We start from the raw sequence: 24900 nt of genomic DNA, 5'->3' as shown, positions 1-24900 counted from the left end.
ATGCAACGCACTGATCTTCACCGCATCGCGCGGTCGATCACAGTAACAGCTGCGCGCGAACGTTGTCCGCGTTGACCTCCTCACCGGCCAGCGATCGCGTGATCTTGCCCTTCTCCATGATGTAGCAGCGCTGCGCGATCTCCAGGATGGTGTCGAGGTTCTGCTCGACGAACACGATCGTGGTCCCGAGCTCCGCCCGGAACGATTTCAGCGCCTCGCAAATATGCTGCACGATCGACGGCTGGATGCCCTCCGACGGCTCGTCGAGGATCATCAGCGCCGGATTGCCGATCAGCGCGCGGCCGATCGCAAGCTGCTGCTGTTCGCCGCCGGACATGGTGCCCGCGATCTGGCGCCGGCGCTCCTTCAGGCGCGGAAAATACTCGTAGACCAACTCGGGCAGCTTCTTGCCTTCGGGCCCGCCGATCAACTCGCCGACCTGCAAATTCTCCTCGACGCTCATTTGCGGAAAGACGTCGCGGCCCTGCGGGATGTAACCGAAGCCGGCGCGCGCTCGCGCATCGGCCTCGAGCTGCGTGACATCCTGATCCATGAAGCTGATGGTGCCGCGCCAGGTCTGCAGCAGTCCGATCAGGCACCGCATCAGGGTCGACTTGCCGACGCCGTTGCGGCCGATCACGCCGACAATCTCGCCGCGCGAGACCGACATGCTGACGCCCTGCAGGATCGGCGTCGCGCCGTAACCCGCCCAAAGCCCCGACACCTCCAGAATGCGATCAGTGGGCATGGGTCTTACCCAGATAGATTTCCGCGACCTTCTCGTCTTCCAAAATCGCCTCCAAGCTGCCGCGCGCGAAGATCTTGCCAAGATGCAGAACGGTAACGCGCTGGGCGACCTGACGCACGAACGCCATGTCGTGCTCGACGACCAGGACGGTCATGCCCTCGGCATTGAACGACTTGATCAGCTCGCCGGTCTTGAAAGTCTCTTCCGGCGACATGCCGGCGGTCGGTTCGTCCAGCAGCAGCAGCTGCGGCTGCAGCGCCAGCGCCATCCCGATCTCCAGCCATTGCTGCTGGCCGTGCGACAGCGCGCCGGCGAGCTTGCCGCTATCGTCAGCCAGATTGAGCAACGCGAGCAGCCGCTCCTCTTCAGCACGGCATTCCGCGCCCAAAATGCGTTCCTGCAGCGCGATCTGGATGTTCTGCCGCACCGGCAGCTCCTTGAACACGCTCGGCGCCTGCATCTTGATGCTCATGCCGCGTTGCACCCGCGCGTAGGGCCGCTCGGCGGTGATATCGATCGAGTCGAAGAAGATGCTGCCCGTGGTCGGCGGATAGAGCCCGACGATCAATTTGAACAGCGTGCTCTTCCCGGCCCCGTTGGGCCCGATCAGGCAGTGCACCTCGCCGGCATTGACCGTCAGGTCGACGTCGGAGACGGCGGTCAATCCACCGAAACGCTTGGAGACACCTTTCACATCGACCAGCGCCATAATTCAGGTCTCATCCGATTGCAGGCGGGCGGTATCGGCCAGCGCGGGCGCTTCGTTGCGGCGCCGACGCTTGGTCCACCAATCGACGACCAGCTTGCCGATGCCGAGCACGAAGCCCTGCGGCGCCAGCATCACGGTGGCGAGCAGCAGCACGCCCATCAGCACCAGCGCCGCCTGCTGGCTGTAGACCGTGATGGTCTGAAAGCCGAACAGCAGCAGGAACGATCCGACCAAGGTCGCAGTCAGATCGTTGCGTCCGGAGAACGCAACCCACACGATCGGCATCGCCGCCGCCGGCAGGCCGATACTGGATGGCGTGATGAACTGCCCCCACGACGTGTACAACGCGCCGCTCAACCCTGCGAGGCCGCTGCCGATCACGAAGGTCAAAAGCTGATACTTGCGGACGTCATAGCCGAGCATCTCGGCGCGCTGCGGATTTTCCCGCGTCGCCACGATCACGTTGCCGATGCTCGAGTTCACCAGCATACGCAGCGCGATGTAGACGATGACGATCAGCGCGATCATGACGTAATAGAGCGCCGAGCCCTCGATGTCGAAGTCACCGACCGTGAGCGGGTCCATCCCCTTCATGCCGTTGAAGCCGTTCAGCCGGGCCGGACCGATATGCCATTCGGGTCCCGCGGTCTGCCCGAGGAAGAAGGCAAGCACCAGCGTTGCCGACAGCGTCACGATGCCGAAGAAAATCCCGCTGATGCCGCCCCAGATCATGAAGTAGCCGAGGATCCCGGCCGCGATCATCGCGATGACCACGGAGAGAACCAGCGCGGCGATCGTGGTCGTTCCCCCGCCCATATTGATGGCGAGCACGCCATAGCCGTAGCCGGCGATGCCGAAGAAGAAAGTCTGGCCGAACGACAGCATGCCGCCGTATCCCCACATCAGGCAGAGACCGAGCGCCATGAATATCCAGATCAGGAAGTAGGCGAAATTGCCGACATCATAGGAATCGGCGAACAGCGGATAGATCAGCGCGCCCGCCAACACGGCGAGGAAACAGGACCAGAAGATCTTCCCGCGTCCGAGCGTCTGCGGGCCCTCGAGCAGCTTCAACATCAGAAATTCCCGTCTAGCGCCCACGACGAACCAGCACGCTGGATAGTCCCTCAGGCAGCACACGTATGATCAGGATGACAGCAAACAGCATGCCGATCTGGCCGATGATCTGCCCGTAGCTGGCATTCAATGCCATTCGGATCATCGCCAGGAACACCGCGGCCGGCGCAGTTCCAAGCAGGACGTTGGCGCCGCCGATCACCACGGTGACGAAGCTCTCGACCACAAAGGTCGCTCCCATGGTCGGGATCAGCGTCATGGTCGGCGCGTAGAGCGCGCCGCAGAGCCCCGCAAGCGCGGTGCCGATGCCGAAGCTGATGGAATAGATCCGCCCGGTGCGCGCGCCGAGCGCCTTGGCCATCGCCGCGTTCTGCATCGTGGCGCGCGCGATCACGCCAAAGCGCGTCTTCATGAAGATGATGTAGAGGCCCGCAAGGACCGCTACCGCACAGGCAAACAGCACCAGCCGGTAGGTCGAGAACGTGTAGCCCCCGATCGCGAAGCTTCCTTCCGGCGTGCCAATACCCCGCACCGCGGAGCCAACGATCAGCAGCATCGACTGCGTCACGATCAGACTGAGGCCCCAGGTCGCGAGCAGCGAGTCGAGCGGTCGCTTGTAGAAGCGCCGCACGACGAGGTACTCGACGATCATGCCGATGATCCCCGCGGTCAGCGCGGCCAGGATCTGCGCGATCGGAAGCGGCACGCCGAGATTCACGAGCCCCACGGTGACGTAGGCGCCGCACATGATGAACTCGCCATGCGCCATGTTGATGACGCCCATCATGCCGAACACGATGGCCAGGCCCGCCGCCGACAGGATCAGGAACGCGAAGACATCGGCGAACTGATAAAATACCGAGAAGAGTTCAGCCGACATTCCGGTCTCCCTGATCGCGGCGCCGCATCATTGCGGCGCCGGCTCGCCTCAAAGCCGCGATGCAAACACGAGCAAGATTCGTGCCCGTGCGCATCACGATTTGCTGGGAAGATGACTCGGCGTGTACTGGTCCTTGTCGTTCTTCTTGGTGAGGTCGCACCCGATCTCGCCAAGCCAGTAAGGCTGGATCGTGCCGTAGTCCTTCTCCACCGTCACCTCATGCTTGGGCCCGACCGAGATCAGGCGCATGCGGTGCGACGTATGCTGGCTCTTCGGGTCGATGCAGACCTTGCCCTCGGGAGCCTCGATGCAGGCATCACCCGTTGCGATCACCTTGCGCATGTCCTCGAGCTTGGTCGACTTGGCCTTCTCGACCAGCGCCTTGTACATGTAGAGCGCGTTGTAGGCGTTGTAGCCCATGTCGTTGATGTAAAGCTCATCGGGGAATTTTGCGTGCCAGCGCTTCTTGAAGTCGTTGGCTTCGGGGGTATCGATCTCCTCGAACCAGTTCGCGGTCGCATGCATGTTGTTGAGCGCCGGTGGCTTGAACCGCTTGTGCTCGAAGCCGAGCATGATCTTGATCGAAGAGCCCATCGGCAGGTTGAGGTTGGCCGCGGCCGCCTGCTCGAAGAACGAGTCCTGCGCCGCGCCGACATTGATCGTCAGCAGCCAGTCCGGCTTCGCCTTCTGGATGTTCTGGATTGTCTGCGCGAATTGCGACACACCGAGCGGGATGAATTCCTCGCCCACGACCTCGCCGCCGAGGTCCTTCATGATCTTGCGGTTCCACTCCGCGGAGATCTGGCCGAAGTTGTAGTCGGCTGCGATGACATAGACCTTCTTGCCGAATTTCTGGACCATCCAGGGGATCAGGGTCGAGAACTGCTGCTCCGGCACCGCGCCCATGCTGATCATGCTGGCGTCGCAGACACCACCTTCATACTGGTTCGTATAGAAGTACGGCGTGGTGGTGCGATCGACGATCGGGCGCAATGCCTCGCGCGATGCAGAGGTGATGCCGCCGATCAGCACGTCGACCTTGTCGCGATTGAGCAGCCGGCGGCCGAACTCCTGATAGCGGGCATTGTCACCTTGGGGATCAAGGTGAATCAACTCGATCTGCCGGCCGAGAATGCCGCCGCTCTTGTTGATCTCCTCGACCGCCAGCTGCGAGCCGTGCAGCTTCGGCATACCCATGAAAGCGAGATCGCCGGAGACGTCCTCCAGCAAGCCGACCTTCAGCGGCGGTTCAGCCGCTTGTGCGGCACCTATTGCCGCCGTCCCGAGCATTGCACCAAGCAAAGCCATTCCGACTATACGCCCCGAATACATCGTGATGTCCTCTGTCGTTGAAGGATGTTTGAAGTCACGCCTTGAGGTAATTCTTCAGGATCGACGCCCCCATCGTGTATTTGGGATCGACCATGTTGCCGAGCCGCATACGGCCGGCCTGGCTGAGCAGCATATAGGCGTCGATCTCGTCGAAGCCGTAATCGGCGCTCATCCAGCGCACGAGCTCGCGATAGGCGATACGCGCAGCGTCCTCGAGCGGGCGTGCGCTGCCGATCGTCATGATGAAGTCGCGCGTCTCCAGCCGCGGCCAGGCGAAGCTCCAGTTCTTGATCAGATCGATCTGCAGCGTCACCGTCGCGCGCTGCTCGAGCGCGACGCCCGAGAGCTCCGCCGTCGCCCTGCGTGGCGTGGCAGTCGCCGACATAGAGCAGCCCGCCTTCGGCATGCACCGGCAGATAGATAATCGCGCCCGGCGCGACGTCGGGCAGGTCCATGTTGCCGCCGTGATAATCGGGCTGCAGCGAGGAGATCGCCTCGATCTCTGGCGAGACGCCGATCGTGCCGATGAACGGCTCATAGGGCAGCGTGATCTTGTCGTTCCAGCGCACGCCGTTGCGGTCGACATGCAGCTTCCTGACGCGTTCCGGCAGCGGCGGATTGAGCAGCGCCGTGGATGCGGTCCCGACCAGGCCGCCAAACTCCGGAATGATGCAGGTCGTTCCGGCCGGCTGCGCGCCGCGGGTCTCGACGTCGCGGATATAGACGGCGAGGCAATCGCCCTTCCTGGCGCCCTTGACCGCGATCGGCCCACATTGCGGGTTCAGATAGGGGAAGTTCAGCTTCGCCGTAGGGCTGTCGCTTTCGCTGGTGAGCACGCCGCCGAAGGCGTCTTCGGTCTCGACAACGACCACCCCGCCCGGATCGATCGACAGGGTCGGCCTGGCATAGGGCCCATAGACGTAATGGAAGCCGCCCTGCTGCTCGATCGTCAGGCTATGGGTCGTGCCGGTTGCGCCCTTGGCAAGGGCGCGCTTGGCCATGATGGAACTTTTCAACCAGTCTTCGGTCATGCGAACGGCTCCTCAATTCAGATCGCGGGATGGCGCTTGTGCCAGTCGGTGACGCGCTGGAAGGCATCGCCTGCGCGAACGAGGCTTGCTTCGTCGAAGTGACGGCCGACGAACTGGAAGGCGACAGGCCCGCCGTTCGGCGCGAAGCCGCCGGGAAGCGTCACGGTCGGGCTGCCGGTCATGTCGAACGGACAGGTGAAGCGCAGCAGCCCGGTAATCAGCGACGGGTCCTCACCCAGCGCCGCCATCTTGGCCAATGTCGGCGCAGCGAACGCCTGGGCCGGGACGGCGATCAGATCGACCGTCTCGAACAACAGACGCACCGCGCCGCGGAATGCTTCGCGCCGCAGCACGATCTTCTGATAGTTCATGCCGGATTGCGCCCGGCCGAGATCGAGCAGGCCGGCGAGCGCTGGACCGTATTCGTCCTTGCGGGCCGGATAGGTCTCTTCATGCGCGACGGCCACTTCGATGCCGCACAGCGGGAACCAATCCTCGATCACGGCCTTCGGATCGGGGAAGGTGATGTCCTTGATCTTCGCACCCAGATCGGCGGCAACGCGCAGCCCTTCGCTGAGCACCTTGCCGGCAGCCTCGTCGGTTCCCTCGCTGGTCCAGCGCCGATCGACCCCGATCGTCACGCCGCGCAGATCGCCGGACAGGCCGGCGAGATAGTTCGGCACGGGCAGCGGCACGGAGGTGGTGTCCTTGGGATCCTGGCCCGCGATCACGGTGAGGATCGCGCCGCAATCAGCCGCGCTGCGCGCCATCGGCCCGATGTGATCGAGCGTTGCCGCGAGTTCGAACGCACCATAACGGCTCACCCGTCCCCAGGTCGGCTTCAGCCCGGTGATGCCGTTGGCGGCCGAGGGAAAGCGGATCGAGCCGCCCGTATCGGTGCCAAGCGAACCGAAGCAAAGCCCCGCGGCGGTGGCGACGCCGGAACCGCTCGACGATGCGCCCGACCACAAATCCGCATTCCACGGATTCTTCGGCGGGTCGATCTTCGGATGATGGTCGGCATAAGCGCCCTCGGTCTGCTGCAGCTTGCCGAGGATGACAGCGCCGGCATCCTTCAACCGCGCGACGACCGTGGCATCGTCGCTCGGCCGGAAGTCCCGGTGAATGGTCATGCCGTGCGCGGCCGGCGCGCCCTTGGCCCAGCACAAATCCTTGACGGCGATCGGCACGCCGTGGAGCGGTCCCTTGATCCTGCCGGACGCGATGTCCTTCTCGGCTGCAGCCGCTTCGGCCAGCGCCGCCTCACCCATCACATAGGCGTAGCTCTTGAGCTTGCCGTCGAGCTGCTCGATCCGCCCGAGCATCGCCTTGGTCACCTCGACCGGCGAGAGCTTTTTGGCCTGGATTTGCTGCCCGATCTCAATGAGCCCGAGATAGTGAAGATCCGTCGTCGGCATCGTTTCTCATCCCCGCACTTGACATGACGCAAGCGCAGGCACTGCCCATCACCGCGCATGCGCCTCCGGCTTGGCGGCACGGACGTGTCGCCAATTTGTTTAGCGGCAAAAGCAAAAAGCCACCCGCCCCTCCGAAACGAAGGTGACGAATGGCCCAAATGCCGCGGCTATGAACTATCGCATGGGTCCGGAGTCGAACGGAGCACTCTGCGCGGCGATCGGGACGTCATCGGCCAAATCGACGCACGCAAGGTTCGACAGGAAACCCTGTAGGAGAAAATTCTAAGGAGGTGTGCAGCGCGTTGTCAACGAGGCTGGCTGCACAAATTTCGCGAGGTGCATGCGCAGCAAATCGGCATGACCTCTTGCACCGACCTCTGCGAAGATGATTTCCTTGATGCGTTGCGCCGCCGAAAGTACTCAATGGCCAAGCCCTCCATTCCAGTTGGCATCATCTGCTCGCAGCACGGGCCCTATCAGGCCATGGGACGCGAGATCCTGAAGAGCGCCATGATGGCGGTCGACGAAATCAACAATCAGGACGAATTCGACTTCGCGATATCTGCGCATGTCCGCGATCCCCGCGGAATCATTTCGGAGTACCACACGGTCTGCGACGACCTCATTCGCAACGTCGGCGTTGAGCACATCATCGGCTGCTACACCTCAGCCTCGCGCAAGCAGGTGCTGCCGATCGTCGAGCGTACCGACCGCCTGCTCTGGTATCCGGCGCGCTACGAGGGGTTCGAATGCTCCGACAACGTCATCTATGTCGGCGCCTCACCCAATCACAACGTGCTGCCACTGGTGCGTTACGTGCTCGATAATCTGTCGCGCGAGATCTTCTGTGTCGGCTCCAACTACGTCTGGACCTGGGAAACCAATCGCGTCACCCGCGAGCTGGTGACGGCGGCCAAAGGACGCATTCTCGCCGAACGCCTGCTCGAACTCGGTGAGAGCGCGGTCACGCACATCGTGGACGAGATCGTGCGGCGCCGGCCGCCGGTCGTCTTCAACACCTTGGTCGGCAGTTCGAGTTATGACTTCATCCGCGCCTTTCATGCGGCGACTGCCGCGGCCGGCCTCGACATCCCGATGCTGAGCTGCAGCCTGTGCGAGCCCGAGCTCAAGATCGCGGGTCCCGCATCGGCCGGATGCATCACCTCGTCGGCCTATTTCGAAAGCATTCGCCTGCCCGAGAACCGGGCCTTCGTGGCGCGCTGGAAGGCGCGCTACGGCGAGCACAGCAGCCCGTCCGTCGACGGGCAATCCGCCTATGTCGCGGTCTATCTGCTGGCCCGCGCGCTGCAGCGCGCCGGCACATCCGATATCGGCGAGGTGCGGCGCGCCGCCGCCGGCCATCGCTACAATTCGCCGCAAGGTCCGGTCTGGATCGACGGCAGCAACAACCACTGCGTCCTGACGCCGCGGCTGGCCGTCTCGAACGCCGAAGGACAGTTTGACATCTTCTGGGAAGCTGAAGCGCCGGTTAGACCGGATCCTTATCTGACGCAGCTCGACATCGCCGCCAGCCCGGCAAGGGATGGAACGTTGCCGAATGCGCCGCATTTGCGGGTCGTGAAATGAGCAAACCGTCGTCATTTTCGCTGCGCGGGCGCAAGGCGCTCGTCGCCATCAAGGATGAGCGCGATGCCTCGATCGTCAGGCGCCAGTTCGAGCGCCTCGGAATCGAGATCGTCACATGGGAGCCCGGCGCCAATATCGACTGCCGCCCAGACGTGACGCTGATCGATGACGAGTTCCTGCCGCTCACCTCGCCGGCACAGCGGGCGTCGCTTGGACGAAGCCCGGTCATCGCCCTGCTCGGCACCGAGACGCCGAGCCGCCTGAAGCTCGTGCTCGACCTCGATCCGGCGTCATTCCTGGTGAAGCCGCTGCGCTCGGCCGGCATCTATGCCGCGCTCGTCCTGGCCTTCGAGCGAAGCGAGCGCACCAGCGAGCTGAAGCAGCAGGTGCTCAAGCTGGAGCAGCGGCTGCGATCCCGCCGCGTCGTGCTTGCCGCGGTCCTTCAGGTCATGCACACCCATGCACTGGCCGAGCCGGCTGCGTTTGCGCTGATCCGCCGCGCCGCCATGGAGCAGCGCAAGACGATCGAGGAACTCTCGGCGGAGATCACCGCAAAGGGCTCCCTGCCCCGGGCAACCGGATAGCTCCTGCGACTATTTCTTCAGTTCCGCGTAGAGCTGCATCACCCGTTGCGGCAACGCCTCGATGCGCGGCACGCGGAGCGCATAGCGCTCGCCGAAAATCCGATCGAGCTGGGGAAACCTGTGCTCACCGATGCCAAAGGCAAAGATATCGGTGCCGCGCCGCCGCAGCTGCTGGGCGGCCCGGCGCGCGTCCTCGACGAGATATTGCGCATCCGGCACGTCGACGTCGGACGGCTCGCCGTCGGTCAGAACCAGCAGCACCTTCCGGAACGCCCGTCGTTCCGCGAGGTAGCCGCCGGCATGGCGCAATGCTGCACCCAGCCGGGTGGAATGGCTGCTGCCCAGGCCCGCAAGACGTGCGCGAACCACGGCGTCCATCGGCTCCGCAAAGCCCTTGATGCGCAGGTAGCGCACGCGCTCGCGGCCGTCGGAGCTGAAGCCGTGCACCGCGATCGAATCGTTGGCGGCCTCGACCGCCGCCGCCATGATCGCGGCCGCCTTGCGTTCGACGTCGAGGACCGTCCGGCCGCGGCGGTCACGGTCGGCGGTCGATTGCGACAGATCCAGCAGCAGCAGGATGGCGAGATCGCGCGGTCCCGGCGCATCGCGCTGGTAGACCCTGGGCTCGCTGATGTTGCCGGTGCGCCGCTCGATCGTCAGGGCGATCGCCGCGTCAATGTCGAGCGCGTCGCCGTCGCGCTGGCCCTTGTATCTGATCCGGCGGCCGATCGACGCGTCGCGTGTCAACTCCGTGATCCAGCGCATCGCCTCGGCGTCCGTCGAGGAATCGAAGGGCTGCGCGGAAACGGCGGCATCAGCTTCCAGAATCGTGGTCCAGTCCGGCCGCTCGGTACGCGCCGCGTAGTCCCATTCCGGATAGGTCGCGACTGGAAACCCGTCCAGCAGCGTGACCGCGGCGGCCTTCGCGCGCAGCGTCTCATCCGGCTTGGCGTCGTCGTCGGCCGATTGGCCACCCGCATCGTCGCGTCGCTCGATCCGTACGGAATCGACGGCAAGCTCGATCGTCTCGGCCGGACTGTCCGGCTGGTCGCCGAAATCCCACAGCGCCAGATTATCGTCGCGATAGGCGGGTTCGACGACGTAGCTCTTGGCGTTGAACTGCAGCCGCATCTGCCCGATGTCGTTGCCGAGCAAGCCACCGATCTCGCGGCTGATGGCGGGATCGGTCCAGCGGCCGGCGGCGGCGGCAAACAGCTGACGTCCCTTGGTCACCCAGGCATCCGGATCCTGATAATCGGGATCGACCAGCGCCCGCGCCAGCCGCATCATCAGTCCGGCTGCGGTTGCCTGGCCGGCTGGCGTCGCGCTGTGAAATGGCAGCCACAGCCGGCGCAGCCCGGGCATCTCGCGAAGCGCCAGCGTCTCGACCCGGGCATCCTCGATCAGCGAGACCAGCGCGATCTGCAGCGCCTTCAGTCGCCCCACCGGAAAGCGGGCGGTGGAGTGCACCAGATGCGCGCCGGCATGCGCGACCGCCGCGAGATAGACGGCCTTCGCTGCCTCGCCTTCGAAGCCGGGAAAGGTCTGCGGAAGACCGACGAGGCCGGCGGCAAGTGAGGTCCGCCGCGGCACCGGCGTCGGTGCAACGGCAAGCTTGCGGAAACGCGGCTTCCTGTTCCACAACGCAATCGTGGTTGCAGCGAGGCGCTTCTCCAGTCGCGCGAAATCATCCCCGCTCCGGCCGGCCGCGAACAGCTGCGCCGAAAGCTGATCGTCGAGCGCGAAATAGGCGCGGCGGCGCGATGCGCGACCGCCACTGGCGCGCAAGCCCGCGGAGACCCACGCCGCAAACTCCTCGCCGCCGGCATGCGCCAGAAACTGCCCCAGCCGGCCGATCGCGAGGCCCGCCGACTCCGGACCGCTAGCTGCGAGTTGGTCGAGCGCGGCAAGAACCGCGGCGAGTTCTCCTGCACCTGCAAGCCGCGGCAGCACCTTGGACAATTCGCTCAGCAGCGCATGGGCGACGCGGCTTCCGGCGCTGCAGCCGATGTCTCTGACCGCACGGCCGATCGCGATCAGATCATCGGGCGATCGCTGCGCCGGCCATTGCTCCGATAGACGCAGAAAGCCCTGCACCACGGCTTGACCGAGATTGGCCTCGAACAGGGCGTGCACGGCCTCGTCCCAGACCGCCAGATCATCGAACCAACCAGTTCGCTGCAGGGCAGCCCGCGCCGCCTGCACGGCCGCAGCTACATCGTCATGGCCGCGCAAGAGGGCCGCAAGCCGACGTCCGGACCGGAAGCTATCGAGCGAACTGATTTGCGCGACCGCCACCTGCAATCTTCCACTTACCCACAGGCCGAGATCACGTCGCGCAACGTGTTCCTGGTATCCGCATCATCGGTCAAGGGAACGACGATCGTAGTCTCGCAGGCCTTTTCGAGGCTGATGCCGCATCCGATCAGGCGGCCGGCATTGACCAGCATCCGGGTCGAGGCGCCTTCGTCGAGCCCCTGACCCTTCAGGTTGCGGCTGTGCTGGGCGATCTTCACCAGGAGATCAGCGAGGTTCGGCTCGATACCGGCTTCGCGCGACACCACCTCGGTCTCGGCTGGCCGGTCCGGATAGCCGAAATCCAGCGCCGCGAAGCGCTGCTTGGTGGATTCCTTGAGGTCCTTGATCGCGCTCTGGTAGCCCGGATTGTAGGAGATCACGAGTTGGAAGTCGGAATGGGCGTGGATCAATTCACCACGCTTTTCCAGCGGCAGCACACGACGATCGTCGGTCAAGGGATGGATCACGACCGTCGTGTCCTGGCGCGCCTCGACGATCTCGTCGAGGTAACAGATCGCGCCAAGACGCACGGCGGTCGTGAGCGGCCCATCGCTCCACACCGTGCCCTCCGCATCGAGCAACCAGCGCCCGACCAGATCCGCCGCCGTCATGTCCTCGTGGCAGGCGACCGTGATCAGCGGGCGGCCGAGCCGCCACGCCATATATTCGATGAAGCGGGTCTTGCCGCAGCCGGTGGGGCCTTTCAGCATCACCGGCATGCGGTTGGCATAGGCTGCACCGAACAGTTCGACCTCATCCTTGAGCGGCCGGTAATACGGTTCTTCCCGGATGCGGTACTGGTCAAGCAGCAAAGCGGGATTGGACAAGCTCACGCCTCCCATGATCGCGCAGGCAGCCGTTCGCAACCGGTCGATATCACGATGCGAGCAGCTCCTTGAGCTTGCTGTCGATGAAGTCGACATCGACCGGATTGGTCCCCGGCCCGCCGGCAAAGTGGCCCCAGATCGACGGTACCGCCACGAACTTGGCGTTCGGCATGTTCTCGACCTCGAACTTGCTGTCCTCCGGCGGGAAATAGAGATCGGTCTGACCCGGCATGACATAGGCCTTGGCCTTGATCGCCCGCAGCGCGGCCTTGAAGTCGCCGTTATAGATTTCGTTGTCGCTGATGTCGCCGTGCTGCCAGGTCCACAGCATGGTTAGCAGGTTGTTGGGATCCTTCGGCAGGAAGAAGCCCTCCCAGAACGCCACCAGGAAATCCTCCAGCGACGAATAGCCCAGCGTCTTGATGTCGAGTTGCTCGCGATAGAAGGCCTGCGAAAAGCCCCAGCCGGCATAGACACGCGCGGCAGCACGCAGGCCGCGGGCCGGCTTGTCGGTGTACCAGCCTTCCTTCCACGCAGCATCCGCCGTGAGTGCCGCCTTGACGCCTTCGAGGAACACGAAGTTGTGGCGCGAGCATTTGGCCGAGCCGCAGAACGGCGCCAAGAGGTCCATCATGTCCGGATAGAGCGCGCCCCAATGGAACGTCTGCAACGCGCCCATCGACCAGCCGACGACGAGACGGATGTGCTTGATGCCGAATTTCTCGGTCACCAGCCGGTGCTGGGCGCGCACATTGTCATAGGCCGTCACCTGCGGGAAACGCGGTCCATTATACGGTTCCGGCGTGTTGCTCGGCGACGACGACAGCCCATTGCCGAGCATGTTCGGAATGATGATGAAGTACTTTGCCGGATCGAGCGCCCTGCCCGGTCCGATCAGCCATTCATTGTCGTAGTGCTGGCCGGAGTACCAGGTCGGATAGACGATGACGTTGTCCTTGGCCGCGCTGAGCTGGCCATAGGTCTTGTACGCGAGCTTGCAATCGCGAATGGTCGCGCCGCGCTGCAAGGTCAAATTGCCGAGATCATGGATCTGATAGTCGACGCTCATTGATATACCCTTCTTGCTTGATCGAGCTGATCGCTTACGCCGGACGCGCCACCTTTTCCGTGGAAGACTCCACCCGTGCAATCGCCCCGTACACGATGCCTGCGACCACCGCGGCGGAGATCGCAGTGGACAGTCCCGGCATCAGGTTTTCAACCGCAAAGGCACACAGCGACCCGATGCCCCAGGCGATGAACGGCTTCGCACGCCAGTCGACGTCCGCGCGCACCTCGGCCCGCAGCAGGTACTGATCGACCAGGATGATCGCGCCGATCGGCGGCACCAGGATGCCGAGCAGCGACAGCCACTGGATGAAGAACGCCCAGACATTGCCTGCAGCAACCAGGATGCCAAGCGCTCCGAGCACCACCGCCATGAGCCGCATATTGGTCCCGAGGATGCGCGACCAGCCGGTGGCTGCGTTGTACAGGCAATGCGAGCAGACCGAGCCGAGATTGGCATAGAGGAAGATGAACGCGAGGATGCTCAGCCAGGTCAGCTGCTTGCCGTTCATATAGCCGAACATGTTGTCGACACCGAACGGGTTGGCGTTCGGTACGGCGAGCGCCGCCGTCATCACGCCGCCGACCAGCATTGCCACCAGATTGGCGAACGGAAACGCGCTGAACGTGGCGAACAGCGAGGACCGCGTGCTCGGCGCCCAGCGATTGAAGTCCGCCGTCACCGTGCCTGCGTCGATGAACAGCGCGAGCACCACCGTAAGCCCGACGCCCATCGACATGCTGGCAACGCCATTATTCCCGATATAGCCGAAGATCGCCGCCGACGTCGTGGTCGAGGCGGCATCGGCCGCGACCCAGAGGCCGAGCACGACAAACAGCGGCACTGACGCCAGCCCGATCCAGTGCAATCCCTTCACGCCGACGAAGGTAATCCCGATATAGAGCACACCCGCGACGATGGTCATCGCCACATAGTTGAGGCCGTAAGTCGAGGAGATCAATGCGCCGGTGATGCCGGTCTGCACCGCATACCAGCCGAGCAGCAGCGTCGACAACAGGCCCGACGCCAGCACATAGCCCTTCTTTCCGAACACGATGCTCGCGATCAGCGCGAAGTTCATGCCTCGACTCGTGCCGATCAGGCCGAGCGCGCCGACATAGGCGAACATGATCAGATTGCCGATGATCATCGCCACCAGCGCATTCTTGAATCCCATACCCAGCACCAGCAGCGATCCGGTCATCGCGCCGGTGATGATCATCGGAAAGCCCAGCCATACCATCGTGACCGAGAAGGCGCTGCGCCGGGCGCTCATCGGCACCGGCTCGTGCTCGAATTCATGGCCGAGAAGATCGTCGATCTGCCCTTCGGTCTGCTGAACCAGCCCGCTATTCGATTGGCCGCTCATGATGTCCCCCTGTTTCCTTCGCGAGGAAGTGTCCGCCGTTGCATCGAACCACGCCGGCGCGAAACATCGCGCCGGCGCCGATCATCGATGTCACTCAACGATGTGCGACTTTCTGGTTCGGAATGCCCTCGATCGGGCATTCGTCGGTTCCGACGGTCGGACGGGTCATGGCCTCGACCATTTCCCGTGTCCCCTCGGGGTCGGTGATCCAGTTCTTGTAGAAGGTGTAGGGGCAGACCGCGTGGCCGCGATCGCCGTCACCGGAGTTGATCAGGCCGGTATAGCCGCGGTGCATCAGCTTGAAGAGATGATTCTGCGACTGCATGTTGCGGCGGGCGTCGCGGATGAGCGACACCGAAAGCTGCGCGTACTGGATGCCGTTCTCCTCGGTGCCGCACTCGCCGAGCGTCCTTCCGTCGAAGCCGATGAGCGCGGAATGGCCGAAATAGGAATAGACGCCGTCAAAGCCGGAGGCGTTGGCAACCGCGACGTAGCAATTATTGGCCCAGGCCATCGACTTCGAGATCTGGATCTGCTGCTCCTTGGCCGGATACATGTAGCCCTGACAGCGAACGATCAGTTCGGCGCCGCGCATCGCGCAGTCACGCCAGATCTCCGGATAGTTGCCGTCGTCGCAGATGATCAGGCTGATCTTCAGCCCCTTGGGCCCGTCCGAGACGTAGGTGCAATCGCCGGGATACCAGCCCTCGATCGGCACCCACGGCATGATCTTGCGGTACTTCTGGACGATCTCGCCCTTGTCGTTCATCAGGATCAGCGTGTTGTACGGCGCCTTGTTGGGATGCTCCTCGTGGCGCTCGCCGGTCAGCGAGAACACGCCCCAGACCTTGGCCTTGCGGCAGGCGTCGGCGAAGATGCGGGTCTCCTCGCCCGGCACCGACGACGCGGTCTCGTACATCTCCTTGGAGTCGTACATGATGCCGTGGGTCGAGTATTCCGGGAAGATCACGAGGTCCATGCCCGGCAGGCCAAGCTTCATGCCCTCGACCATCTTGGCGATGTTGCGCGCGTTATCCAGCACCTCGGCCTTGGTGTGCAGGCGCGGCATCTTGTAGTTCACCACGGCAACGCCGACCGTGTCCTTGCTGCTCGATATGTCTCCATGCAACATGTCTCGACTCCCTTTCCTGAACGATAAGTCCCGCTACACGGCCATGTGCAGCTGGATGAGATCATCGGTGAGCTCACCGATCGCGCCCTTGGCGACGACGCGTCCCTTTTCGAGCAGCGCGAAGCGGTGAGATGCGCGCCGCGCGAACGCGACATTCTGTTCGACCAGCACGACCGTGATGCCGCGCTCGCGATTGAGACTGACGATCACGTTCTCGATCTGCTCGACGATGTTTGGCTGGATGCCCTCGGTCGGCTCGTCCAGCAAGATGACCTTGGGCTTGGCCAGCAGCGCACGCGCGATCGCAAGCTGCTGCTGCTGGCCGCCGGAGAGATTGCCGCCATAGCGATTGAGAAAATCCTTGAGGACCGGAAACAGCTCGAGCACCCATTCCTCGATGCCGTTGGCCGATTTCGCCGCGAAGGTTCCGAGCGTCAGGTTCTCCCGCACGGTGAAGCGCGGCAGAATCCCGCGGCCCTGTGGTACGTAGGCAATACCGGCCTTGGCGCGCTGATAGGTCCGCAGCGGCGAGATGTCGGCGCCGTCGAGCGACAGCCGTCCGGTGCACCGGTCCATCAGGCCGAGGATGCTGCGCATCAGCGTGGTCTTGCCGACGCCGTTGCGGCCGAGCACCGAGAGGAATTCGCCATTGCCAACCATCAGGTTGATGCCCTGCAGGGCGCGGCTGTTGCCGTAGAAGGCGTCGACGTCGGTCAGCTCAAGCATGGCTGATGCCTCCCGATCCGAGATAGGCGCGGCGCACTTCCGGATGCGCTTCCACTTCCGCCGCGGTGCCCTCGGCCAGCATCTGGCCCATATGCATCACGGAGATGATGTCGCCGATCGCCTTGACGAAGCCCATGTCGTGCTCGACCACGATCAGCGTGTGCTTGCCCTTCAGCCGTGCGAACAGTTCGGCGGTCTTGCGGGTTTCCTGCGCCGTCATGCCCGCGGTGGGCTCGTCCATCAGGATCAGCTCGGCGTCTTGGGCGACCAGCATGCCGATCTCCAGCCACTGGGTCTGACCGTGCGACAGATAGGCGGCCGGCCGGTCGAGCTGCTCGGTGAGCCCGACCAGCTCGGCCAGACGCTCGACATGCTCGCGTCCTGAATTGCCGATATTCCAGCGCAAATTGCCAAGCACGGAGGTGCGACGCGCTCGCGCCACTTCAAGGTTCTCGCTGACCGTGAGCTCGCGGAACACGCTCGGCACCTGGAATTTGCGGCCGACGCCGGCGCGGGCGATTTCGTATTCCTCAAGATCCTGCAGCGCGGTGCCATCGAAGCTCACCGTGCCGGCGCTCGGCTTGACCTTGCCGCAGATGATGTCCAGCGCCGTGGTCTTGCCGGCCCCGTTCGGCCCGATCAAGCAGCGCAGCTCGCCCTTGCGCACGCTCATATTGAGACTGTTGAGCGCCTTGAAGCCGTTGAAGCTGACCGAGACGTCGCGTAGATCGAGATGGGAGCTCATGTGCTGCCCTCCGTCTGGCCGACGCCTTGCGCCACGCCGCCCGCGGCAGCGTGCCGCCGCAGCGCGATCCAGCGCAGCACGACCTGCGCAAGGCCGGCGAGCCCCTTCGGCAGGAACAGCACCACGAGCACGAACAGCGCGCCCATCACCAGCGTCCAGGTCTCCAGGAATGCTGCGGACTCCGACAGCGCGCCCTGCATGCCCGCCACCAGCACCGCGCCAAGGAGCGCACCGACCAGGCTCTGCCGGCCGCCGACCGCGCACCACACCACCACCGAAAGCGAGAGCTGCACGCCGAGGAAAGTCGGCGAGGCAAACTCCATCACCACCGTGTAGAGCATGCCGGCAAGGCCCGCGATCGCCGCCGACAGCGCGAACACGAAGATCTGGTAAAGCGCGACGTCGTAGCCGAAGTAGCGCACCCGGCTCTCATGGTCGCGGATCGCCTGCACGATCAGGCCGGCCTTGGTTCTTGTGAAGGCAAAGGCGACAAGCAGGCTGAGCAGGACACAACTGGCCACGAGATAGTAGGTTGCGCGGCCATAAGCATCGAACGCGACGCCGAAGATCTCGAGCTGGGCGAGATCGGTGATGCCGTTGAAGCCGCCGGTGTAGCTCTGCTGGTCGATGATCACGAGATTGATCACCACCATGGTGGCGAGCGTGATGATCGAGACATAGACGCCGGTGACGCGCCCCCGGAACATGAACCAGCCGAGCGCCGCCGCAACCAGCGCCGGCACGATCAGGCCCGCGGCGATCGCGAAGGTCAGCGACCGGAAGGGCTCCCAGAACCACGGCAAATGCTGGACATTGTTCCAGACCATGAAGTCCGGCAGTCCACTCGCTCCCGTATGCACCGGCACGGTCTTGAGCTTGAGCGCCATCGCCATGGCGTAGGAGCCGAGCCCGAAGCTCATCGCCTGGCCGAGGTTCAGGATGCCGCCGAATCCCCAGGACAGCCCGAGCGACACCGTGAGAATCCCCAGCACCAGATAACGCGCGACCTTGTTGAGCAGGAAGTCGTTGTTGAGCAGCACCGGCAGCGCGAACACCACGGCGCAGACGATCAGCAGAGGCGCAAGCTGTGCGATCAGGCGCTGCAATCCGCTGGAGTTGGGAACATGCGACGGCATAGATGAGCGATCTGTCTCAGGCCCGCACGCGTGCGGTGAAAAGCCCCTCGGGGCGGAAACGGATGAGCACGACGATGGCGAGCAGCACGATCGCCTTGGCCACCGTGTCGTTCTGCAGGAAGGCAATGCCGCCGGAGAGCTCGCCGAGGATGAAGGCGCTCGCCACGGTGCCGGCGAGGCTCTGCACGCCGCCGAGCACCACCACCATGAAGGCATCGACCACATAGCCGGTGCCCATATCGGGCGACACGCTCTTCAGCGGCGACACCAGCGCGCCGGCCAGGCCCGCCAGTCCGGCGCCATAGGCGAAAGTCAGCGCATAGACCCGTTTGGCGTTGATGCCGAACGAGGCAGCGACGGAACGGTCCTGGATGATCGCGCGTAGCTTCATTCCGACCGTGGTGCGATTCATCAGCAACCAGGTCGCCACGAACAGTGCGATCGACACCACGAACAGGAACACCCGATAGGACGATACCGAGATGCCAAACACGTCCATGCTGTCGGACAGCGCCGGCGGCAGTTGCACGTAGCGCAGTTCGCTGCCAACCATCAGCCGCACCGCCTGCTGCAGCATGATGCCGACGCCCCAGGTCGCAAGGATCGTATCCAGCGGCCGGTTGTTGAGCAGGCTCAGGACATAGCGCTCGATGACCCAGCCGAACACGGCGACCACGAAGAAGATCGGCACCAGGCTCGCGAGCAGGCCGAGCCCGAGATAGGTATGGAACACCCAGGCCGCGTAAGCGCCCAGCATCACGAACTCGCCATGGGCGAGATTGATGATGCCCATCGAGCCGTAGATGATCGACAGGCCTAGCGCGACCAGCAGCAGGATCGATCCGATGCTGAGGCCGGTGACGATTTGTTCGATGAATTGGTCCACGTCGGGATCCGCTTTCGATGTTCGCGTTGTGCGCCCTGCCCCTCGCGCCCGTTCGTGCGAGAGACAGCATTCGTTTCGGGACGCTGGCCGCCGGCGCCGCACGCCGACGGCCTTCGTCAGCCCCCGTCGTCAGCTCTTCTCGACCAGGCCCTTCTCGGTGCATGACTGTCCGGGATAGGCCGCGTAAGGCACCGGCTTCAGCCACTCCTTGGCCTCGACCAGAATCTCGAACTGTCCGTTCGACTTCGCCTGCGCGATCTTGGGCCACAACCAGGTGTGCAGGTTCTCCGGCTCGATCCGGACCTTGCCCTGCGGTGCAATCACTTCCTGGCCCTTGACCGCGTCGCGTATGTTCGGGGGCGTGAGATCGCTGGTCGCGAGCTTCTCAACCGCCTGCTTGAACAGGTAGGTCTGGAAGTAGCAGGCCTCCGACACGAAATGCGTCACCTTGTCGGCGCCCCAACGCTTCTTGTAGGCCTCGACGAACTTCTCGTTCTCCGGCGACTTGTGCACCATGAAGTAAGGCGCCGAGGTGAAATGACCGGCGGCCGCCTCGCCGCCCATCGCAGCGACTTCGTTCTCGGAGGTCGTAAGACTCGCCATCGGCATCTTCTCGGGATCGAGGCCGGCCGCCTTGTACTGACGATGCAGCGCGACCACGGAATCGCCGACCACGGTGGAAAAGATCACGTTCGGCTGCGTCGAGCGGATCTTGTTGATGACGGAAGAGAATTCGGAATGGCCGAGCGGCACATATTCTTCCGCCACGACCTCGCCGCCGAGTTTCTCAAGCAGCTTCTTGCAGTAGTTGTTCTCTTCCTTCGGATAGATGTAGTTGGAGCCGATCAGATAGAACTTCTTGCCGAACTTCTTGACCAGCCAGGGCACGAACTCGTCCTGCTGCTGGTTCGGCACCGCGCCAGTGTAGATGACGTTCTTCGAGCACTCGCGGCCTTCATAGAGCGTCGGATACCAATAGAGATTGTTCTGCCGCTCGAACACCGGCAGCACCGCCTTGCGGCTCGCCGAGGTGTAGGAGCCGAACACGCTGACGCATTTGTCGCCGACGACGAGCTTGCGAGCCTTCTCCGAGAAGGTCGCCGGATCGGACGCGGGGTCCTCGACGATCGGCACGATCTTGCTGCCCTTGATGCCGCCTGCGGCGTTGATCTCCTCGATGGCGAGCAGAGTCGCCTTGTTGAGCGATTCCTCGATGATTGCGGTCGTTCCCGTCAGCGAGAACAGCACGCCGACCTTGATCTCGCCGCCGGCGGCAAAAGCGAGGTCGGCGTTCTTGATCCAGATGTGCGGCAGTCCGGCGCCGGCAAACGCGCCAAGCGCCGCGGTATTCCTCAGCAAAGTCCGCCGTGAAATGCTCATCCCTCGCTCCCTTCAGGACTGAAAAAACAAAAAGCCCTCCCGATGCGCGCTTACGCGAGCATTGGGAGGGCTTTGTTGCCGGTTGTGTCGAAGGCGGCGCTGTCGCCGCCGGCCCCGCTATTGGGGCTTACTGTTGATGATCGTAGCCAAGCAGTTCGAACGAGTCAACAATCGCCGCGGCGACTGCACTTGCCGACACGCGACGATCCATCGCCTGTCGTCTGATGAAGCCATAGGCTTCGGTTTCCGGCATCTGCCGCGTCGCCATCAGGATCGCCTTGGCGCGCTCCACCGTGCGCATCGAGCGCAGATTGTCATCGAGCTTCTCGATCTTGCTGCGAAGCCGCCGTTCATAACCAAATTGACTACGCGCCAGCACGAGGCTCGACAACACGGCATTTTGCGTGAACGGCCGCGGCAGCACGGCGTTCGGCGTCGCATGACATAGCGCATCGGCGTGAACGGTTTCCGTCGCCGGCAGGATCACAACCAGCGCCGAGCGCGCGTCGCCGGGAATCCACGGCAGGCGCCGCGCCAGGTCAGGAGAATATTCGCAGTACACCACGTCGGCATCGGCCGGCACGCTCTCGGGCATCGGCCAGACCTGCCGCACCCGCATCCGGAACCGCTGCAACTCGCGCAGCAACATGCCGACCTGATCGTCGACCGGCGCGACCACCACCGCCGACAAATCGGCAAGTTCCTGAACCATGGTCTTGCGTCCGCCGACGTCTCGGCTCAGCGACGGCTTACGCGACATTTCGTTCATTGGACGCTTCCTGTTTGCGTTGCACGACCATATCCGATCAGGAACGGATCCGCATGCACCGGCTCCTTCGACTGGCTGACGACATCGAACTGTCCCTGGCGGTTGGCGCGCCCGATGCGGGTCCAGAGGTCGGTATGACCCGACATCGGGTTGACGGTGACTGCACCTTGCGGTGCATCAAAGCTGGTGCCGAACACCATCGAGCGGAGCACTTCGGTGTCGAGTGAATTGACCTGCTCGAGCGCCTTGGCGAACAGATGCAGCTGGAAGTACGACGCCTCGGCGCACATATTGGTCGAGATATCGGCGCCGAACCGCTTCTTGAAGCGCTGCACAAACGCATTGTTGGCGCTGCCCTCGACGCCCTGGAAGTACGATGCCGCCGTGACGTGTCCCTCGCCGACGTCGAAGCCCATGGCGGCGATTTCCGCTTCCGTCGTGGTCAAGCTGGCGATCGGCACCTGCTTTGGATCGAGCCCGACATTGGCATAAGCCTGATAGAGGAACACCGTGCCCTCCCCGACGACGGTCGAGAAGATCACGTCGGGCCTGACACGCTTGATATCCTGGATGATCGGCACAAAATCCTGCCAGCGCGCATAGACATTGACATAGCGCTCGCCAACGACCGAGCCGCCATTGCTCTTGAGCAGCTCCCGCATCACCCGGTTGGACTCGCGCGGATAGATGTAGTCCGACCCCACGAAATAGAACCGCGTTCCGAACGTATCCATCAAATAGCGGCACAGCGCGAGGCTGTTCTGGTTCGGCGAGGCGCCGGTGTAGATGACGTTGGGCGACGCCTCGAACCCTTCGTAAAGCGTCGGATACCAGAGCAGACCGTTCAGCCGCTCGACCACCGGCAGCACCGCCTTGCGGCTCGACGAGGTGTAGCAGCCGAAGATCGTGCTGACCTGATCCTCGATCATCAGCCGCTTGGCGTAATGGCCATAGGCGGCCGAGTCCGATCCGGGGTCATAGGCAACGGGAACCAGCTCGCGGCCGCACACGCCGCCCGCTTCATTCACCTCTTCGATCGCGAGTTGCGTGCCCTGATACTGGGTCTCCTCGATGACCGACATGAAGCCGGTTCGCGAGAACAGCACTCCTATCCGCCACGGAGCGGATGTCGTTTGGGTAAGGTTCGACATGATCAGGCCCTCGACAGAATTGGAGGGACGAGAGGGATTATTGTTCTTGTTGCTCTCGAACAGCATTGCCGGCTGCGGAAGATTGCATGCCATCTGCCGCGAGACAAGGACCCTGGCCGCTCATCCTGTCAGCGAAGCTGACGCGAAAGCAGGCAGACTTGTGTCACCCGCGACGGATCACAGGCGCAGCGCTCCACGGACCACCTATCTCCGGTAGCTGCACCGCCGATTTCCCGTATCAAGGCATGTCCGGCCGGTCACCGCGCGTCCATCAACCGGAAGGTTGAGAGAGCTGCGACGAGATTGCTCGTTAACCTGCATCCCGATCGGGAGATGCCGCTGAACCACGAACAACTCCCGATCAGGGGGATCCCATCAGCGCAGGCTGGGCAGATCGAGCCCGTTGGCGCTTGCGCATTCGATCGCCGTGTCATAGCCGGCGTCGGCGTGGCGCATGACGCCTGTCGCCGGGTCGTTCCATAGCACACGCTCGAGCCGGCGCGCCGCCTCCGGCGTGCCGTCAGCGACGATCACCATGCCGGCGTGCTGCGAATAGCCGATGCCGACGCCGCCGCCGTGATGCAGCGACACCCAGGTGGCGCCGCTCGCGCAGTTGAGCAGTGCATTGAGTAGCGGCCAGTCGGACACCGCGTCGGAGCCGTCGCGCATCGCCTCGGTCTCGCGGTTCGGACTCGCCACCGAGCCGCTGTCGAGATGATCGCGGCCGATCACGATCGGCGGCCTTGAGCTCGCCGCGCGCCACCATCTCGTTGAAGGCCAGGCCAAGCCGATGGCGGTCGCCGAGCCCGACCCAGCAAATCCGTGCCGGCAGTCCCTGAAACTTGATGCGCGCCTTGGCCATGTCGAGCCAGTTGTGCAGGTGGCTGTCGTTGGGCATCAGCTCCTTGACCTTGGCATCGGTCTTGAAGATGTCCTCGGGATCGCCCGACAGCGCGGCCCAGCGGAACGGTCCGACGCCGCGGCAGAACAGCGGGCGGATATAGGCCGGAACGAATCCCGGAAAATCGAACGCCTGCTTCAGGCCCATGTCCTTGGCCATCTGACGGATGTTGTTGCCGTAATCGAGCGTCGGGATTCCCTGCGCGTGGAAATCCAGCATGGCCTGGACGTGATCGACCATCGAGGTCTTGGCCGCCGTCTCAACAGCCTTCGGGTCGGCCGCGCGTTTGGCTTCCCAATCGGCGAGTGTCCATCCCTTCGGCAAATAGCCGTTGATCGGATCATGTGCGCTGGTCTGGTCGGTGACGATGTCCGGGCGCACGCCGCGGCGCACCAGCTCCGGAAAGATCTCGGCCGCGTTGCCGAGCAGGCCGACCGACACCGGCTTCTGGCTTTTGACCGCTTCAGCAATGATCGCCAGCGCGTCATCGAGCGTCGTCGCCTGGCGGTCAAGATAGCCCGTGCGCAGCCGCATCTCGATGCGGCTCGGCTGACATTCGACCGCGAGCATCGAGGCGCCGGCCATCGTCGCGGCCAGCGGCTGCGCACCGCCCATGCCGCCGAGACCCGCCGTCAGGATCCATTTGCCGCCGAGACTGCCGCCATAATGCCGGCGGCCGACCTCGACGAACGTCTCATAAGTCCCCTGCACGATGCCCTGGCTGCCGATATAGATCCAGGAGCCTGCCGTCATCTGGCCGAACATCATCAGGCCCTGCCGGTCGAGCTCGTTGAAATGATCGAGCGTTGCCCAATGCGGCACCAGGTTGGAGTTCGCGATCAGCACGCGCGGCGCGTCGGCATGGGTGCGGAAAATGCCGACCGGCTTGCCGGACTGCACCAGCAGCGTCTGGTCACCCTCGAGCTTGCGCAAGGACGCGGCAATCCGGTCAAAGCTCTCCCAGTCGCGCGCCGCACGGCCGATGCCGCCATAGACCACGAGCTCGCTCGGGCGCTCGGCGACATCAGGGTCCAGATTGTTCATCAGCATGCGCAGCGGTGCTTCGGTCAGCCAGCTCTTGGCACTGATGTCGGTGCCGCGGGGAGCACGGATGATGCGTTCATTATCCAGTCGGCGGTTCATGA

The 24900-nt window shown here is 63.7% G+C and carries 20 protein-coding genes and 2 pseudogenes; 2 read left to right on the top strand and 20 right to left on the bottom strand.

The genetic code is table 11. The features are described 5' to 3' along the window. Positions 1 to 37: 37 nt before the first annotated feature. From ACVWY5_RS12115 to ACVWY5_RS12085, 7 genes and pseudogenes are all read right to left on the bottom strand, one after another. Positions 38 to 748, bottom strand: a complete 711-nt coding sequence (locus ACVWY5_RS12115; protein ID WP_050386935.1) for an ABC transporter ATP-binding protein — start codon at positions 746 to 748, stop codon at positions 38 to 40. After that, a complete protein-coding gene (locus tag ACVWY5_RS12110) occupies positions 738 to 1457 on the bottom strand; it encodes an ATP-binding cassette domain-containing protein (RefSeq protein ID WP_028331408.1) in 720 nt (239 codons plus the stop codon). The genes ACVWY5_RS12115 and ACVWY5_RS12110 overlap by 11 nt, the downstream gene beginning before the upstream one ends. Before the next feature lie 3 nt (positions 1458 to 1460). After that, positions 1461 to 2534 carry a branched-chain amino acid ABC transporter permease gene (locus ACVWY5_RS12105; RefSeq protein ID WP_028331409.1) on the bottom strand — a complete coding sequence of 358 codons (1074 nt, stop codon included), beginning with the start codon at positions 2532 to 2534 and terminating at the stop codon, positions 1461 to 1463. A gap of 13 nt (positions 2535 to 2547) precedes the next feature. Further along, complete coding sequence (locus ACVWY5_RS12100; RefSeq protein ID WP_016845722.1) at positions 2548 to 3414, bottom strand: ABC transporter permease subunit; 867 nt, start codon at positions 3412 to 3414, stop codon at positions 2548 to 2550. Between the two features lie 93 nt (positions 3415 to 3507). Then, positions 3508 to 4722, bottom strand: a complete 1215-nt coding sequence (locus ACVWY5_RS12095) for an urea ABC transporter substrate-binding protein (protein WP_141339913.1) — start codon at positions 4720 to 4722, stop codon at positions 3508 to 3510. A gap of 58 nt (positions 4723 to 4780) precedes the next feature. Continuing rightward, positions 4781 to 5777 (bottom strand): annotated as a pseudogene (locus tag ACVWY5_RS12090) (acetamidase/formamidase family protein). Positions 5778 to 5794: 17 nt separating this feature from the next. Next, complete coding sequence (locus tag ACVWY5_RS12085) at positions 5795 to 7195, bottom strand: amidase (RefSeq protein ID WP_028331412.1); 1401 nt, start codon at positions 7193 to 7195, stop codon at positions 5795 to 5797. Positions 7196 to 7618: 423 nt separating this feature from the next. On the opposite strand from ACVWY5_RS12085, the gene ACVWY5_RS12080 reads away from it, so the two are divergent. Further along, entirely contained in the window at positions 7619 to 8782 is a 1164-nt protein-coding gene (locus ACVWY5_RS12080; RefSeq protein WP_028331413.1) for a transporter substrate-binding domain-containing protein, read from the top strand. Beyond that, entirely contained in the window at positions 8779 to 9366 is a 588-nt protein-coding gene (locus tag ACVWY5_RS12075) for an ANTAR domain-containing response regulator (RefSeq protein WP_028331414.1), read from the top strand. The genes ACVWY5_RS12080 and ACVWY5_RS12075 overlap by 4 nt, the downstream gene beginning before the upstream one ends. A 9-nt stretch (positions 9367 to 9375) precedes the next feature. Here the strand turns inward: ACVWY5_RS12075 and ACVWY5_RS12070 are convergent, their stop codons facing one another. From ACVWY5_RS12070 to hutU, 13 genes and pseudogenes are all read right to left on the bottom strand, one after another. Further along, positions 9376 to 11664 carry a VWA domain-containing protein gene (locus tag ACVWY5_RS12070; protein WP_051375968.1) on the bottom strand — a complete coding sequence of 763 codons (2289 nt, stop codon included), beginning with the start codon at positions 11662 to 11664 and terminating at the stop codon, positions 9376 to 9378. Between the two features lie 14 nt (positions 11665 to 11678). Then, positions 11679 to 12506: a CbbQ/NirQ/NorQ/GpvN family protein gene (locus ACVWY5_RS12065; protein WP_051002629.1), complete on the bottom strand. Its 828-nt coding sequence runs from the start codon at positions 12504 to 12506 to the stop codon at positions 11679 to 11681. A 34-nt stretch (positions 12507 to 12540) separates the two neighbouring features. Beyond that, the gene (locus tag ACVWY5_RS12060) at positions 12541 to 13560 is read right to left on the bottom strand and encodes an alpha/beta fold hydrolase (protein WP_028331416.1); all 1020 of its coding nucleotides are present in this window, start codon (positions 13558 to 13560) and stop codon (positions 12541 to 12543) included. 34 nt (positions 13561 to 13594) lie between these two features. Then, positions 13595 to 14929, bottom strand: a complete 1335-nt coding sequence (locus tag ACVWY5_RS12055; RefSeq protein ID WP_028331417.1) for a cytosine permease — start codon at positions 14927 to 14929, stop codon at positions 13595 to 13597. A 94-nt stretch (positions 14930 to 15023) separates the two neighbouring features. Continuing rightward, positions 15024 to 16061 carry an aliphatic amidase gene (locus ACVWY5_RS12050; protein WP_028331418.1) on the bottom strand — a complete coding sequence of 346 codons (1038 nt, stop codon included), beginning with the start codon at positions 16059 to 16061 and terminating at the stop codon, positions 15024 to 15026. A 33-nt stretch (positions 16062 to 16094) separates the two neighbouring features. Then, the gene (urtE, locus tag ACVWY5_RS12045; protein ID WP_028331419.1) at positions 16095 to 16787 is read right to left on the bottom strand and encodes an urea ABC transporter ATP-binding subunit UrtE; all 693 of its coding nucleotides are present in this window, start codon (positions 16785 to 16787) and stop codon (positions 16095 to 16097) included. Then, positions 16780 to 17532 (bottom strand): urea ABC transporter ATP-binding protein UrtD, encoded by a 753-nt coding sequence (urtD, locus tag ACVWY5_RS12040; RefSeq protein WP_028331420.1) that lies wholly within the window; start codon positions 17530 to 17532, stop codon positions 16780 to 16782. Before urtD ends, urtE begins: the two co-directional genes overlap by 8 nt. Further along, positions 17529 to 18668 (bottom strand): urea ABC transporter permease subunit UrtC, encoded by a 1140-nt coding sequence (gene urtC, locus ACVWY5_RS12035; RefSeq protein WP_028331421.1) that lies wholly within the window; start codon positions 18666 to 18668, stop codon positions 17529 to 17531. Before urtC ends, urtD begins: the two co-directional genes overlap by 4 nt. A 16-nt stretch (positions 18669 to 18684) precedes the next feature. Continuing rightward, entirely contained in the window at positions 18685 to 19554 is an 870-nt protein-coding gene (gene urtB, locus ACVWY5_RS12030) for an urea ABC transporter permease subunit UrtB (protein ID WP_028331422.1), read from the bottom strand. Between the two features lie 129 nt (positions 19555 to 19683). Next, positions 19684 to 20934 (bottom strand): transporter substrate-binding domain-containing protein, encoded by a 1251-nt coding sequence (locus ACVWY5_RS12025; RefSeq protein WP_038377077.1) that lies wholly within the window; start codon positions 20932 to 20934, stop codon positions 19684 to 19686. Positions 20935 to 21061: 127 nt separating this feature from the next. Continuing rightward, entirely contained in the window at positions 21062 to 21703 is a 642-nt protein-coding gene (locus tag ACVWY5_RS12020; RefSeq protein WP_016845707.1) for an ANTAR domain-containing response regulator, read from the bottom strand. Next, positions 21700 to 22854 (bottom strand): transporter substrate-binding domain-containing protein, encoded by a 1155-nt coding sequence (locus tag ACVWY5_RS12015; protein WP_028331424.1) that lies wholly within the window; start codon positions 22852 to 22854, stop codon positions 21700 to 21702. The genes ACVWY5_RS12020 and ACVWY5_RS12015 overlap by 4 nt, the downstream gene beginning before the upstream one ends. Before the next feature lie 375 nt (positions 22855 to 23229). Next, positions 23230 to 24898, bottom strand: a pseudogene (gene hutU, locus ACVWY5_RS12010) (urocanate hydratase). Positions 24899 to 24900 lie beyond the last annotated feature (2 nt).

This window comes from Bradyrhizobium sp. USDA 3256, from assembly GCF_054058275.1.
Note: the sequence above shows the minus strand (reverse complement) of the source record. Positions and strands in the feature narration are given on the sequence as shown.